Genomic DNA, 15,414 nt, shown 5'->3' with positions numbered 1-15,414 from the left:
CTCCACTCGATTTAAATTGAGTGGCTAAAGCAAAACCTAATTTAAGAAGACCTGCCCCCTTTGTTTTGGGAACAGGTCTGATCTTAACTCTATACATTTATTATTTTACAATGTCCCACCAAACGGGTTTAGTCATATAATCAGTGTCAAATACACCAAATGGGCGAACTTTTTCCGCGTTGTAATCGCGTTCCATGTATGCCATCTGGTACCTGCGTATATAATCTTTTGAAGTTGGGAAGTTTAGGGCATAGGCAAATTTCGGACGATCAAATCCTTTATAAACCCCGGTAGTTTCATTATAAACGCCTGATGCATCGGTACAATAATCACATCTTCTTAAGTCGGTCCAGACTTCAGGACTGTAAGTAAGTGTGATGTATTTCTGAATCATGATGTGGCTAAGCGTTAATTCATCGGCAGTTTGAGCTACAGCGGCACTTGAAAGAAATGCATCCCTTTCGGCAGGGGTACAGCCTAACTTATCGATGTTTGCTTTGATTGCTTCTTTATAAGCAGCAAGCGCTTCTGTTTTACTTCCCTTCCTGAAATAAACCTCAGCCGCAATAAACTTGGCTTCAGAATAAGTCATGTAATCGAAAGGCGAATCTTGTTGGGTATAAAAAAGCTTGTTGCTGTCCGTCGATTTCAATCCCACATAATTTGCGTTGGTCGATTTCGGATCTACATCTGTAGTTGTAAGATCAACTCCGTAACTGTATTTGCCAATATTTGTTCCTGAAGTGATCTTAGGAATCAGCTTTTTTGCACGAGGATCTTCTACTCCGCTATTCCAACTATTACCTGTTCCTGGTAAGGTATTCAATAAGTATTGAGTCCAAAGTTTACCAGGCTTAACACTTGCAGTTGTATTTTGATACTGAATTGCATTCTGATTCGAAACAGTACTAACCAGATATTTTAACTCGGCATCATCTGCATTGGATGCGAAAGATTTTGACAACAAGCTCAAAATTGCATCCGGGTTGTATTGCAATAAGTCTGTTCCTTTCGTCTTTTTAGACAAATGGCTCATCAATCTGGCTTTAACACCATAGGCAAATTTGATCCATTTTTGAGTATCTCCCTTGTAAATAATATCACCAGCGCTTAACAAAGGAGCAGTAGCAGCCTGAGTCTTTTGAAGATCGGCAATAGCTTCGTCACACAACGGAAGAATCTGGCTGTAAACATATTCCGCATCATCGTAATCAGGCAGAAAAGTTGCATCGGATAAGCCTTGCTGATAAGCCATAATACCGTATGCATCAACTACAAACCCACAACCAAAAGCCTGCATAATTTTACCTACGCCAACATAATGCCAGGCTTCAGCAGCTTCGGCATCAGTTATCATTTTTGAAATATTAATCCAGCTATAGATGTACCACGATTGCCATACATAGGTATCCGCGTTATTCAGGAAATGCCAATTCTGTAATTCGTAGTATCTTGCGTTGGCACTGTAAATGTATCCCATTTGTTGGCACAGCATGGCAGTCCGGATGCCGTGGCTTCCATAAATATCCATGGTATAGCTCAGAATACTGGGAAGGCGTAAGTCTGGCGAAGCCGTTTGGGGTGTATTGGGTGATGTATTTATATCCAGATTATAATCACACGAAGTGACAATTAAACCTATCGTTACCAGAAATATTAGTGTTAACTTTCTCATATGCTTATTTCTTAAAATTTAAGATTAAAACCTAACGAATAACTGCGGGTTGCTGGAACTCCGGCATAATCAATCCCTGAAGATCCTGCTCCTACAACTCCTGCTCCTCCTGCACTTACTTCAGGATCCATTCCTTTGTAATTCGTAATTATAAAAAGATTGGTTGCCATAATGGAGACATCAATGCTCTTTACAAAACCGATTTTTTTGCACACATAATCGGGCAATTTATATCCGAGAGAAGCAGTCCTTAATCTGAACCAGTTTACATCGGTAATGAAATTTGACGCTTCAGCACTATAAATATTCTTGTAGTAATTTTCGTTTAATACCACCGTACTTGATTTGGGTTCGTATGCCCCGGTGGTTGAATTAAGTGTTACTCCCTCGAATGTATAGTTTTCGCCACGTTTTTCAGTTTCTTTACTTAAACCCGTTTTAATCATCGCCCATTCAGTAGCATTATATACAGCCCCACCTTTTCGGATGTCAATCAGGAATGAAAGATTCCAGTTTTTGTAAGCAATGTTGTTATTTAATCCCAGAATAATATCGGGTTCACGGTTGCCTACCAACTTGGTTGCATCGGTTGATGTGAGTGGGTAACCTGTATTTGGATCCAAAATTAACTGACCATCAGTTGTTCTTTGCCATTTCTGACCGGTAAGACCAAGAAAGTCTCCGTTATTAACTGATGCAGGTTTTGCAGGCCCAATTTGCACATCGGTAACGTAAAGCAATTCTAATCCGGTTGGAAGGTTGTACACCTTGCCATCGTTGTGAGAAATATTAAGGTTTAAATCCCATTTCAGATTTTGAGTTTGAATTGGAACAGCATTAACGGTAATTTCATAACCCTTATTTTCTACAGTTCCCCAATTCACATATTTGAAAATATAACCAATCGCGTTACTCACACGTGGCTGAATAATCTGATCATCACTGGTTGTTGTATAATAAGTTAAATCAACTCCCAATCGACCTTTCAGGAAACGCAAATCGACACCATATTCCTGAGCAGTTGTCGTTTCAGGTTTCAAATCGGGATTACCACCCGTCCAACTATCGTTATATCCTCCACCAATTGTAGTAACAGGAGAATTTAAATAAGTAGCTGTTTGATAAACAGGGGCATCTTTACCTACCTGCGACCACGATGCACGTAGTTTACCAAAACTAAGTACATTTCTGAATCGTTCATTGAGAAGCTCGGTGAACACGAAACTTCCGTTGAATGATGGGTAGAAGAACGAACGGTTTTCAGGAGATAAAGTTGATGACCAGTCGTTACGGCCAGTTACCCCAAGGAAGGCTATGTTTTTATAATCCACACGAAATTCTCCAAATACACTTGTCAGCCGTTTTTGCGATTTATAACTGTCAAATGCTTTATTTGCAGCGGCGGCATTGTTAATGCTGATAAAATCAGGGCTTAACATTCCAACAGCAGTTTGAGTATTGTTCGAATACGTTGTTTGCTCATAGTTATGACCAACCAGAAGGTTCAGGTCGAAACTATTTATTTTTTGATTTGCCGAAGCCGTCAACGTTGAAGACAACAAATCGTTTTGACGAAGTTTTTCTGATACAGCACCTTTATCATATGGTGTAATCATTGCTGCACCCGGACTGGTAATACTCTGATTAAATGAATTATAATGATCGACACCGGCACGATATACTACATCAAGCCATTTAACCGGTGAAACCTTCACATAACCTGATCCAATAAAACGATGCAATTCTTCAGTCACCGGATTATTACGTACCAACCAATTTGGATTGTCAATATCGTCTTGCAGAGCAACTCCAGGTAACAATCTTCTTTTAACGCCATTTTCAGACCAGTTAGCCATGTTGTCAGTTCTTGGCCAGTTAATGATACTCAGCATATAGCCAGTACCACCAGTTCCATACAATCCATCGCCGGTAAGCGTTTTAGTTGTAGTAGAGTATATATAATTGGTGTTCATTCCAATTGTAAACCAACCGCGTTTCTGTTCTCCGTTAAAACGGAACGAATTCTTCACATAATCGGTAGTTGGTACAATACCTTTTTGGTCTAAACGCTGAACCGACATAAAATAGTTAGCATTCTCAGTTCCTCCTGAAATACTTCCATTCACGTCATAAGCCCATGCTTGCTGAAAAAAGTCTTTCATGTTGTTATAGAACGGCTGACCAGAAGTTACTTTCTCTCCCCATGACTCGCCTGTATCAGCATTAAAAGTGCCACCACTTCCTTGTCCATATAACCCTTGTTGTTCCGGAAGCCGACTAACTGCATCAAGCTTCATTTTCGAACTAACTGAGATTTGTGGCACTCCTTGTTTTCCCTTTTTGGTCGTAATAACAACCGCACCTGCAGCGGCTTTTAATCCATATAGTGCTGCGGCTGCAGGTCCTTTCAATACCGAAATCGATTCGATGTCAGCAGAGTTTAAGTCCATTGCCCTGTTACCGCTCGAAGTAGAAGTAGCAGTAACCCTGTCAGTTCCGGAGTTACCCGAAGAGGTTGAGTTGTCAATTGGGACACCGTCAATCACAAATAAAGGCTGATTATCGCCCAACAACGAGGTTCCTCCACGAATGATAATCTGCGATGAAGATCCCGGAGCACCGCCCGAATTGGTGATATTTACCCCGGCGATTTTACCGTTTAGCGAATTCACCAAATTAGCTTCCTTAACGCGGACCAACTCCTCTCCTTTCACATCCTGAACAGAGTAACCCAGCGCTTTCGTTTGTCTCATGATGCCCATTGCTGTAACAACAACTTCATCAACTTTTTCAGAAGCCGATTCCAAAAAAACTTCGATGGTTGAACTTGCTCCAATTTTAACTTCTTGGGTTGACATTCCAATGTAACTTACGGATAATGTTGCATTGTTATTTACTGATAATTGAAACTCACCTTTGGAGTTACTGGCAGTTCCATTGGTAGTACCTTTTTCAACAATTGTTACACCAGGAAGAAGGTCATTGGTCACCTTATCCCGAACGACTCCCGAGACAGATCGTTTTTGCGCCAATGCCATTTGGACAATCAGGCACAAAATAAAGATTAATGATACCGTTTTTTTCATAACAAACTGGTTAAATTTAAACTTCGAAATGAATTATATGTATGAATGAATTTATTAACTAAACCATTATTTCACACACAAAAAGGGGGAGCAGTGCATTCAAAATCGACCCTACCGCAGCAAAAATCTAAAATATACCGATCGAATAGCACTTAATTGTGGGACTAAAATTAAAAATATAATTTTAAAAACAGATGTTTTTGTAATATGTAATACCAATTTATTAAATATTTAATTTTTAACGAATTTTAACAATTGAATATCAATTAATTAAAGCAATCATAAAAATAGCTCACCAATCCCGAGCCGCAAAATACCATTTAAAATTAATTCACGCCTATCTGAAGACGGCGCAGAACGCACCAAACACCAAAGCGATTATATGCATTTATGGCGATGAATGTGTAAATAAAGGAAGGCTTTTCGTTTCATTATTGCCCGTTAAGAAAATGGTATTCTTCGCTTCGACAAGGAAAACAGCCATTTGCAAGTAAATAGTTGAGTCCAGGGTTGGTTTGTGACAAATCAATCCCCGACTCCAATAATAACTCAATGATTCTCATTTCGAATGAAGTGAAAAACCTAAAAAAGATGCCCGATAAGAATTTATCGGGCATCTTTTTTTTGAGTTATTCGAACGATAATGCAGCATATTTGCACAATAGATCCGACTAAAGTTTATTCGTATTGAAGACAAGCCACCTGGCCATCGAGCGATGTTACCAAAATTTCATTTGCCGCTACAGGAGTAACCATATTGATCAAGGCATTCGATAATTTGTATCTCCATACTACTTCATGTGTTACTTTGCTAATAGCCACCACTACCCCATTGCAGGTCGGAACAAAAATTAAATTTCCATTTTCGACAATTGGTGACGGGCCAATTTCGTATCCCAAATCGGCATGGCAGCTCCATGCTAATTTCTGTTCAGAAGCAGCCGTTTCGAAGGCCATCACATTTCCCTCAGTCATATTTTTGATATAAACCAGATTGCCATCGACAGAAATCCCAATTGACTCGCGGCAAGAGTATTTCTCTGAATCCCATATTTCAGTTCCGGTTTTGGCATCCAGAGCGGTCATATGACGATCGGGAGCAACAATGAATATTTTTCCATTGGCAGCAACCGGCCAAACAGCTGCTGGCGAAAGCATCCGGTTAGTGTATTTCTCACGTTTCCAAAGAAGTTTTCCGGTTTGCTGATCTAACGCATAAAACACGTTTCCCCACGAACCGAAATAAACGGCATTCTCATAAATCAGTGGTTTTGATTCAACAAAATTCTTTACCTGAACAAATTGCCACTTTAGCTTCCCTGTTTTCAGATCGATTGCCCGAAAAATTCCTTCAGAGGAACCAATAAAAACAGTTTCGCTATCGATAGCAGGCGAGCCAACAATAGGTTTTCCTGTTTTGAATTTCCACTGCAGCTTGCCTGTTTTTAGGTTCAGACAGTAAATAGTATTATCAGTTGATGCACAAACTACCAGACCATTGTTTATTGCCGGTATAGAATATATTTTCCCTGAAGTTGAGAAGCGCCAGAGGAGTTTTCCAGACTTTTGACTTACTACCACTATTTCGCCTTTGGTATTGGCATAAACAGCTAGTTTACCCGAAACAGAAATACCGGTTCCGATATCGCTACTTTCCTGAAATTGCCATTTTACCTTTACCTGTGGGTATTTCTCATTCACCGAGAAATCAGGACGAGGCCATTTCCGTTGTTCTTGCTGATACTCTTTCAAACTAAATGGTACCTTGCACCAATTTGGTAAGGTTTTTACGCCAGGAGTGCGTTCTGCATAATACATCGTATCTGGAGTGACTGTAACGATGCTATAGCCACCAATTTCATTTTTTGCCCGAAGATTAGAACGTCCCATTATTCCAGGAATTCCCTCAAAATCGAACAACTTGTTAGTGTGCCCATGCCCAAGTAAACTCACCTGGACATTTCGGGTTTTGAGCAAATCAATCACCTCATACCAATTCGACAAGGACTCATCGAGCGGATAGTGATTGATAAAAATGATGGGCTGTTTCTGATCTTTCATGTTCTTCAGAATCGATTCCAGAAAAACAATTTGCTCCCGTGGAACAAGCCCCGGAGCCATCCGCATATTGGGACCACTGGCTGTACCAATAAATAAAAATCCGTTTTTTTCGAATGAAAAACTTTCAGCACCAAAAATGCGGACAAAATCGTTGTTTCCACTTTCCGACCATTTCGAATCGTGATTTCCCGGTGTAACATAGTACGGTTTGTTGAGCTTACTAAGAATGGATTTGGCTTCGAGAAGTTCTTTCTCTGAGCCAAATTCAGTCACATCGCCCGACAAAATCACAAAATCGAGATCATTTTGCCCATTAATGTCATCAACAGTTCTGATAAGGTCTTCAGCGCCAGTGCTTCCTCCTACGTGTGTATCGGTAACATGGGCAAAACGAAATGTTTGAGCCTGTGCCTGAATCAGGAAAAAGCAAAGAAAAAACAGGAATAAGTGTCTCATAAAATCCATGTTTGCAAAGCGTTAAAAAAAATTCACCGGATGATTAAAAATCACCCGGTGAATAACTATTCTATGACTTAAAACTCCCTACCAACCCGGAGTTTGAGTTAATGTATAACCCTTAATCTTGTATTCGCTTATCTGGGTATTTCCAACCGGAGCCAAATAAACCCTATCGGTAAATGCATCCCTGTTCGAAACATTTTCAGGAACGTAATAACCCACCATATCAGCACCATTGGTTCCATCGTATGTGACAACAGTACCATCAGTCTTTTTTACCTTTAATTTATCTTTTTTCGAAGCTACAAGGAATTCAGGAAATTCAGTCTGAAAATTAATCCATAAACCCAGAAGGTTGTCAGGATCTGTATTTTTCATGTAATCGATCTTCTTCCAACGTTTAATATCCATCAGACGAGTGTGCTCGAAAACAAACTCCATGCGACGTTCGCGGCGGATTTCCCAAATCAGTGCTGGAACATCAGAGTCACGATCAGGATCATCAGGAAGACTGGCCAATGATAAAGCAGCTGTTTTTTTAATACCTTTTGCGATTGCAGTGGCATCAAGCGGACGACTGCGAATTGCATTAATCGAAGCATCAATATCGGCCTGAACAACAGCACCACCACCCATAGTAGCCAATTCAGCTTTAGCTTCAATCCAGTTTAAAACCACTTCAGCCAAACGCATTACAGGTGCGTCGTTCGTATTTGTACTCGAACCATACATTGGTGTATAAGGCCCTGGATATTGCTTCACACCCTCACGATCAATGAATTTACAAGCATACAACAATGTACCTGACTCTTTTTTAGGTGCATCCCAGAATGTTGCTTCAAAACGAGGATCACGGGTAGCAACCATATTTTTGATGTCCAATTTATCGGCATTTGCGACGTCTGATAATTTGTATGGTTTACCATCGGTACAAACAAATGATTTAGCTAATTTTAAGTTTGGCGCTGTACTCTGGCTTTCATATAAATTGGAGTAAGAAGCGATAGCGTGTGTTACAGCCGGCGATACAGCTGCATCATAAGCTCTGTAAAGAATCACTTCCTTGTTGTTAGCTAAATCCTGAGATCCGAAAAGTGAACGGAAATCGCTGGTAAAAGAATATTTGCCTGATTTCATGACCAGATCGGCAGCTTTTACAGCCAGATCAAGATATTTTTTTGCCTTTTCGGTATTATTCAAATGATACTTTTGCCAGGTTCCCTCAAACAACATAAACCGTGAAATAAAGCCTGCAGCAATGTATTTATTTAAATACTGAGCATTTCCGTCAGAAAGTCGCATATTATCCAAAACATATGCAAAATCGTCGTACACCTTGTCCATAACCACAGTTCTGCTGTCCCGGTCTTTGAACATCAAATCAAGTTCCGAATCGCCAATCACCTTATCGAAATAAGGCACATCGCCAAATACACTAACCAAACGACTGTATTCAAATCCCCTAAAAAAACGTGCAACGGCGCTCCAATGCTGATAAACGCTGGTCGTAATCTGTTTATCTTTCATTGCTTCGATCCTTTCGAGGAACAGGTTGGATTTCCGAACCCATGAAAAATTCCAGGTTGGGCCGGCATAGGTAACCAACCATTCAGCTAATTCCTGATTTGTTGTTGTTGGATAACGTGATTCAGGAGCCTGGGTTTCAAAATTGATCTGTTTTCCTGAAGTCGCAAAATCATCGGCAAAATAATAGCCACGGAGAGGCGCATAGTCAACCGTGAAACCTGAATTATAACCAACAAAGTAGTTGGTGTAAAAACCGTTCGCAAATAAACGAAGGTTATTCTCGTTTGTCCAGTAGTTAGCATCATTCATAGTTGTTAATGATGGTTTGTCGAGGTAATCATCACAACTGCTAAAAACGAGGGAAACTACTGCTAATAAAATGAATATATACTTTTTCATGATTCTTAATTTTTAGAAGTTCAATTGAAGACCTACTGACGCACTCTTAAATGTAGGAACGCCAACTCCAGTGCGACCCAGATTATAGTTATCCGTATTCCATAATGAATATCCATTAATTGCTTCAGGATCTATTGGAAGATTTCGAAGATGATCAAATGTGAAGAAATTTTCCAAAGCTGCATAAACACGCAATTTCGAAACATAAATTTTCTTCAGCATACTTGAAGGTAAGCTGTAACCTACTGTAATATTCTTGATACGCAGATAAGCCATGTTAAGCAAATATCTTGACTGAACCTGCATATTTAAAGTTGTACCACTTCCTGCTTGATTATAAGGAGCCGGATAAAAAGCGTCAGTACGGTCTTCTCTCCAGAAATCGCCTGCAATAGCTTGTGGCATGGCGCCATCAGAAGAATTATAGCCAGGAATGGCAAGGAATCCATCGCCCCAAACATCGCGTTTCCCAACGCCCTGAATAAAGATTGAAGCATCAAATCCTTTATAATCCATGCCAGCACGGAAACTGTATTCATAACGTGGAGTATTGTTTCCAATTACTTTTAAATCGCCATAATCAGGATCGCCATTTGCATTTTTGATCAACCGATTACCTGGATTAATAACACCATCGCCATTTAAATCTTTGAACTTAACATCGCCAGGGCCAAATACAAAATTACCAGCCTGAAGTCTTCCCTGAGTAGCTGAATTAGCATCTGCCAATTGATTTACCTTATAACCGTCTTTAGAGGTTACTTTAATTAATTTACCAGCGCTATCGTATGAAAAATCACTTTTTTGATACAACCTGTCGGTTTCATATCCCCAGATTTCTCCGTAAGTTTTACCAACATACCAATTGTCGATGCTATTGGTTGTACCATATTTTGTAATTGTTGTTTTCGAATCGGCCAAAGTGGCGACCAAATTAATACCAATACCATTTTTGAAACGGTGATTGTAATCTAACTGAACCTCAATACCATTTGTTCTCAATGAACCGTAGTTGCTCTGTGGAGCGCCGGTGCCATAAGTGACAGGAATACCTTCCAAAGGCACAATCATGTTTTCTGTGTCACGTCTGTACCAGTCGAACGAAGCGCCAAGTTCACTGTTAAACATGCGGGCGTCAAGTCCTAAATCAAGAGTAGTAATATCCTGCCAGGTAACTGAAGAAGAAACAGCACCTGGTGTACCAAATTGATAAACTCTCGCACCTCCAACTAACCAGTTGTTAGTCGCTCCAGTCATTGTTGGAACATAAAGAGATCCAGGAACCGATTGGTCACCAATAGTTCCCCATGATCCACGGGCTTTCAATGCACTTAAAAACGATTTAGACCATTCCATCCAGGTTTCTTCATTTATACGCCATCCCAATGAGAATGAAGGGAAATAACGCCACTTCATTGCAGTCGGAAATTTGGAAGTCCCATCGTACCTCAAGTTACCTTCCAATAGGTATTTTTCCTTATAGCTATAGTTTACACGACCAAAGAAACCCAATTGAGATTCCCAATATTCACCACCACTACCAGTTTGCGTCCCATAAGCAAGGTCGAATTGTGGGTTTGTGTAATCAACCAATTGAGTAGTCTGTGTCCAATTGTAAGCATTTACCCAACTCACACTATTCATACCGGCCATAAATTTGAATTTATGAAAATCATTCACTGTCAAATCATAGGTGGTATTCAGGTTAGTCGTATTCCACTGATCATTTTTTGCGTAACGATATACGTGATCAGGATTTGCGCCAATTCCGGTATAAGTTGACATAGCTAACTGGTAAGCAGCCATTGCTCCTGGATCAGTTGAATTAACCACTTCGCCAGCATCATTCATATAAATTCGGTTACCATTGGCATCATTTTTAGCAATTGCTGAAGACCATGTATCGCGGGCTGTAAAACGTGTTCCAGGTCTCTTGGTAATGTACTCCTGATTAGCATGTGTATAATCAAAATTGATTTTCCAGTCTTTCAAAGGAGTAATAACCACTCCACCATTCAGACTAGTATAGTTTGTTTCCTGAAATGCAGTATTGGCTGCAGCCATCTCAAATGCAGGACTTCTGAGTGGATCACCGTCTTCGGTCGTCATTGGATAGAGTGCCGACCAACGATATAAATACAACCATGGATCAGCGGTAGTTGAGCTCGTAGCATATGCATATTGCTTATTACGTTTCGAATACATCGCACCAGCAGTAACACGTAACCAGTTCGTCACGTCGGTACCAACACGAATCGATCCATTATAACGTTTAAAATCATCCTTCTTTGCTGGTTTAATCATACCAGTTTGATCCAAATATCCAAACCCAATGTTATAATCAGTCTTTCCACTTCTACCGTTTACCGAAAGGTTATGAGTCTGAGTTGGGGTCCATTCCTTAATCATATAATCATAAGGATCATAGGTTCTCAAGCCAATCTTACGACCATTTGCATCAACATACCAGTCGCGTCCATATAACATCGGATCGTTAGGTTTTACAACACCTGCATATTTCTGCTGCCACACTTTTGCCTTTTCATAACCTTCGCGTGTAACTTGCCAAAATGCACCAGCCACAGTACCACCAACACGCTCGAAAGCGCTTACAGAATATTCCAAAGCATCAATTCCGCCCATTTCCATTTTCTTGGAAATGTTTTGAAAAGAAAGGTTTCCTGAATATGAAACATTTACACTTTCAGTTTTAGCTCCTTTTTTAGAGGTAATCAGGATTACACCAAATGCCGCTTTTGCTCCGTAAATAGATGAAGATGCAGCATCTTTCAATACCGAAATTGATTCAATATCATCAGGATTAACCATCTGAATGGATGGAATTTCGACGTTATCCAACAGAATCAATGGAGAAGCTCCTCCCTTTAGAGAACCGAACTGACCGCGAATCTTCATGATTGGGTCTGATCCAATTTCACCACTTGGAATTACTACACTTAGTCCGGGGGTCATACCCTGAAGACCACGACCAACGTCGGCGATAGGCCTGGCTTCCAGCTCCTTTGTATCGACATTAGCCACAGCACCAGTAAGATTTGCTTTCTTTTGGCTTCCATAACCAACTCTTACCTCAATTTCATCAATTTGTTCAACCGACGATTCAAGATTAACATTAATTGTAGAAGAATTGCCCACTTTCACTTCCTGAGTCTTCAAACCAATGTAACTAACAACCAAGGTTGCTCCTTCGTTAACAGAAATTTCATACTTGCCGTCAACATTAGTAATGGTTCCATTTTTAGTTCCTTTCTCAAGAACCGAAACACCAGGAAGCGTTTCGTTGGTCGATTTTTCCCGAATTACTCCGGAAACTGACCGTTTTTGTGCCATTGTCAACTGGACAATCATACACAAAATAAAGATTAATACTACCGTTTTTTTCATAACAAACAGGTTAAAATTACATTTAGAAATAGAAATTAGGTATTAAAAAAAATCTTATAAAGTCTATAGCTCATCATTTGTCATACATATATTACACAAACAAGAAAATAGACATCCTATACATTCAGCATACATAAATAGAATCAGGCAATTAACTGACAACGACATAAAATTAAAAATTAATTTCGAAAAAATATATGTTTTTGTCACATGTAATACCAATTTTAAGATATGAATAAAAACACAGCGCACATACTACTGATTATATGCTACTTACAACCTCACAAACATGAGATTATATTTTCAAACATATTTAAATTGCTAAACTGATTGCTACTTGTATAACAAGTACTTTTTGCGAAGTATTTTGAACTCGGCTAATTCCGGTTTCCAGGAATTTCGGATTTCCTTTTCAGATTTCCCGGCAATAATCAGCTCTTTCAAGGCTGTAACCCCGGCGAGTTTATCGAAATTTCCCATTTGGTTGCTCTGTTTATAATCGAAGAATTTTTCTTTAAACGGGTATGCCTGATACATATCGATAATCCACGAAAGATTTATTTGACCGGTCTTACGAAGCTCGACAGTGTCATATTTCCTTAAATCAATGCCATAACAGACTTTATTCTGATGTAACGGTGTTTCACTCATTCCTTTAATGCTGACCGGTGTGAAGGAAAATTCGTATTTCCCTTTCAAATCAGGATTGCCAAGCACGGTAAAAGGGAAATGAGTTCCCCTACCCTGACTGATTATCGTACCTTCGAACAAACACAACGATGGATACAAGAGTATCGATTGTTGGCTATTCAAATTTGGAGAAGGCGCAATTGGTAATACATATTCCATATCGTGCGAATAATTGGCTACCCGGATCACTTTAATCTTACATTTCTCACGATTCGCCAGCCAACCTTCGCCATTATACATTTGAGCCAATTCACCAATGGTCATTCCATGTGTTATCGGAATCGGAAACATACCGATTCCTGATTTCAACTTCATATCCAAAATCGGGCCGTCAACGCTGAACCCATTTGGATTTGGCCGATCCAGAATGAGCAACTCCTTGCTGTTTTCGGCACACGATTCCATCACCTTTGCCAAAAGGTTGATGTATGTGTAAAATCTAGCACCTACATCCTGAATATCAAAAATTACCAGATCGACGTCGGCCAGATCGGCTTTCGAGGGTTTGTTCTTTTTACCGTAAAGCGAAATTTCCCGAATTCCGGTTTTGGCATCCACGCTATCAGCAACAACAGCGCCAGCGCTAGCTGTCCCGCGAAATCCATGTTCAGGACCAAAAATCTTTACAATATTTATTTTCAACGATTTTAAACTATCAACCACCAATGTTTTCCCAATAACTGAAGTCTGATTGGCAACAATGGCAACCCGTTTGCCTTTCAGCAAGGGAAGGTATTTTTCGGTTTGTTCAGCTCCAGTTTTAATTCCGGTTTGTGCCGATGCAGCAACTACAACTAGCACAAGTACGAAAACACAAATGGATGATCGAAGTAATTTCATAACCACAGCTTTTAATATACATTTATTTGTACAACCAATATTTCATCGAAAGCTTCCGAAATGCGGTTTCGTCCTTACGCCAATAAGCGAGCATGTCATCCACCTTCATATTTTTCGACATCAGTAACCTGATTTGATCTGATCCGCAAACTTTGTCAAACATGTCGAAACGATTCTCGGTTGCCGCACCAAAACATTTTTTATCAGGATACAGGTTAGCCATTTCTTGCATCACGTAAAACTGGATTTCGGTCAACCGTACCTTTTTATAATCGGTCAGGTAAAATTGTACTCCTGAATAGTTTTTACCTTGCCCAACGGCATAATATGGTTTCAGGAATATGGGACGAAACAAAACGCCCGGCAAATGCAAGTCGTTCAATCGTTTCGATAGTGCTGATCCATCAATCGAATCTTTGGCGAAAATCTGAAAAGGAAGCGTGTAGCCCACTCCTATCGACATAAAACTGAACTCGCCTAAAATGCCCGATGCAGCATAATAATAAGCCGATGTTGCGTGCGGAACATGCGGTGATGTCAAAACCCAAGGCAATTTGGTCTGATCAAAAGTCATGTTTCGCTTCCAGCCTTTCATGGGCACAACGGTCAATTTACACTGTTTATCAAGCATTTTTTCTCCGTTCAGCATTTTTGCCAATTCGCCGCAAGTAAGCCCGTAGAGGTATGGAATTTTAAATTGGCTAACAAACGAAACAAATTTATCTTCGGTGATATTTCCTTCCACTTTCAGTCCGCCAATGGGATTGGGGCGATCGAGAACAACCAGTTCAATGTTATTTTCGGCGGCAGCTTCCATGGCCAGCCCCATTGTGCTGATGAACGTGTACGAACGGCAACCTATATCCTGAATGTCGTAAACCAGCACGTCAACATCTTTCAACATTTCGGCAGTCGGCTTCCTAGTTTTTCCGTAGAGAGAATAAACAGGCACTCCAGTCTGTCGGTCAATTGTCGTCTCTACCTTGTCGCCAGCATAAACATCGCCACGAACACCATGTTCCGGGCCATAAAGGGCAACCAACTTCACTCCGGAAGCTTCATTCAGGATATCAACAGTTGACTTTAATTGTGAATCAACGCCAGTTGGGTTGGTAATTAAGCCAACACGTTTCCCCTGTAATATTTTAAAACCACTTTCGCGAAGTACCTCAATGCCTGTTTTCACATTTGATGCTCCAAAAGCGAAAGTTGTCAGGAATAGAAATATAGCAAACAAGAAAACGACTTTGTTCTTCATGGTAATACTCAAAA

General features: G+C 40.1%; 7 protein-coding genes. All 7 read right to left on the bottom strand.

Translation table 11 applies throughout. The annotated features are described in order from the left end of the window. Positions 1 to 100: 100 nt before the first annotated feature. On the bottom strand, positions 101 to 1,675 hold the full coding sequence (locus tag AQPE_RS19700; protein ID WP_318348210.1) for a SusD/RagB family nutrient-binding outer membrane lipoprotein: 1,575 nt from the start codon (positions 1,673 to 1,675) through the stop codon (positions 101 to 103). An 11-nt stretch (positions 1,676 to 1,686) separates the two neighbouring features. Further along, a complete protein-coding gene (locus tag AQPE_RS19695; protein WP_318348209.1) occupies positions 1,687 to 4,761 on the bottom strand; it encodes a SusC/RagA family TonB-linked outer membrane protein in 3,075 nt (1,024 codons plus the stop codon). A 678-nt stretch (positions 4,762 to 5,439) separates the two neighbouring features. Then, entirely contained in the window at positions 5,440 to 7,278 is a 1,839-nt protein-coding gene (locus AQPE_RS19690) for an outer membrane protein assembly factor BamB family protein (RefSeq protein ID WP_318348208.1), read from the bottom strand. Between the two features lie 87 nt (positions 7,279 to 7,365). Continuing rightward, positions 7,366 to 9,207 (bottom strand): RagB/SusD family nutrient uptake outer membrane protein, encoded by a 1,842-nt coding sequence (locus tag AQPE_RS19685; RefSeq protein WP_318348207.1) that lies wholly within the window; start codon positions 9,205 to 9,207, stop codon positions 7,366 to 7,368. A gap of 12 nt (positions 9,208 to 9,219) precedes the next feature. After that, positions 9,220 to 12,612, bottom strand: coding sequence for a SusC/RagA family TonB-linked outer membrane protein (locus AQPE_RS19680; protein ID WP_318348206.1), 3,393 nt, complete (start codon positions 12,610 to 12,612; stop codon positions 9,220 to 9,222). A 333-nt stretch (positions 12,613 to 12,945) separates the two neighbouring features. After that, positions 12,946 to 14,142, bottom strand: a complete 1,197-nt coding sequence (locus tag AQPE_RS19675; RefSeq protein WP_318348205.1) for an exo-beta-N-acetylmuramidase NamZ family protein — start codon at positions 14,140 to 14,142, stop codon at positions 12,946 to 12,948. A 22-nt stretch (positions 14,143 to 14,164) separates the two neighbouring features. Then, the gene (locus AQPE_RS19670) at positions 14,165 to 15,400 is read right to left on the bottom strand and encodes an exo-beta-N-acetylmuramidase NamZ family protein (protein WP_318348204.1); all 1,236 of its coding nucleotides are present in this window, start codon (positions 15,398 to 15,400) and stop codon (positions 14,165 to 14,167) included. Between the last annotated feature and the right edge of the window lie 14 nt (positions 15,401 to 15,414).

This window comes from Aquipluma nitroreducens (genome assembly GCF_009689585.1).
Taxonomy (GTDB): Bacteria; Bacteroidota; Bacteroidia; order Bacteroidales; family Prolixibacteraceae; genus Aquipluma; species Aquipluma nitroreducens.
The sequence above is the reverse complement of the archived record's forward strand: the minus strand, read 5'-3'. Positions and strand labels throughout refer to the sequence as shown.

Excerpts from the sequence above, each read along its gene's own strand:
- AQPE_RS19690 (WP_318348208.1), bottom strand. The coding sequence starts at position 7,278 with ATGAGACACTTATTCCTGTTTTTTCTTTGCTTTTTCCTGATTCAGGCA.
- AQPE_RS19670 (WP_318348204.1), bottom strand. The coding sequence starts at position 15,400 with ATGAAGAACAAAGTCGTTTTCTTGTTTGCTATATTTCTATTCCTGACA.
- AQPE_RS19700 (WP_318348210.1), bottom strand. The coding sequence starts at position 1,675 with ATGAGAAAGTTAACACTAATATTTCTGGTAACGATAGGTTTAATTGTC.
- AQPE_RS19675 (WP_318348205.1), bottom strand. The coding sequence starts at position 14,142 with ATGAAATTACTTCGATCATCCATTTGTGTTTTCGTACTTGTGCTAGTT.
- AQPE_RS19685 (WP_318348207.1), bottom strand. The coding sequence starts at position 9,207 with ATGAAAAAGTATATATTCATTTTATTAGCAGTAGTTTCCCTCGTTTTT.
- AQPE_RS19680 (WP_318348206.1), bottom strand. The coding sequence starts at position 12,612 with ATGAAAAAAACGGTAGTATTAATCTTTATTTTGTGTATGATTGTCCAG.
- AQPE_RS19695 (WP_318348209.1), bottom strand. The coding sequence starts at position 4,761 with ATGAAAAAAACGGTATCATTAATCTTTATTTTGTGCCTGATTGTCCAA.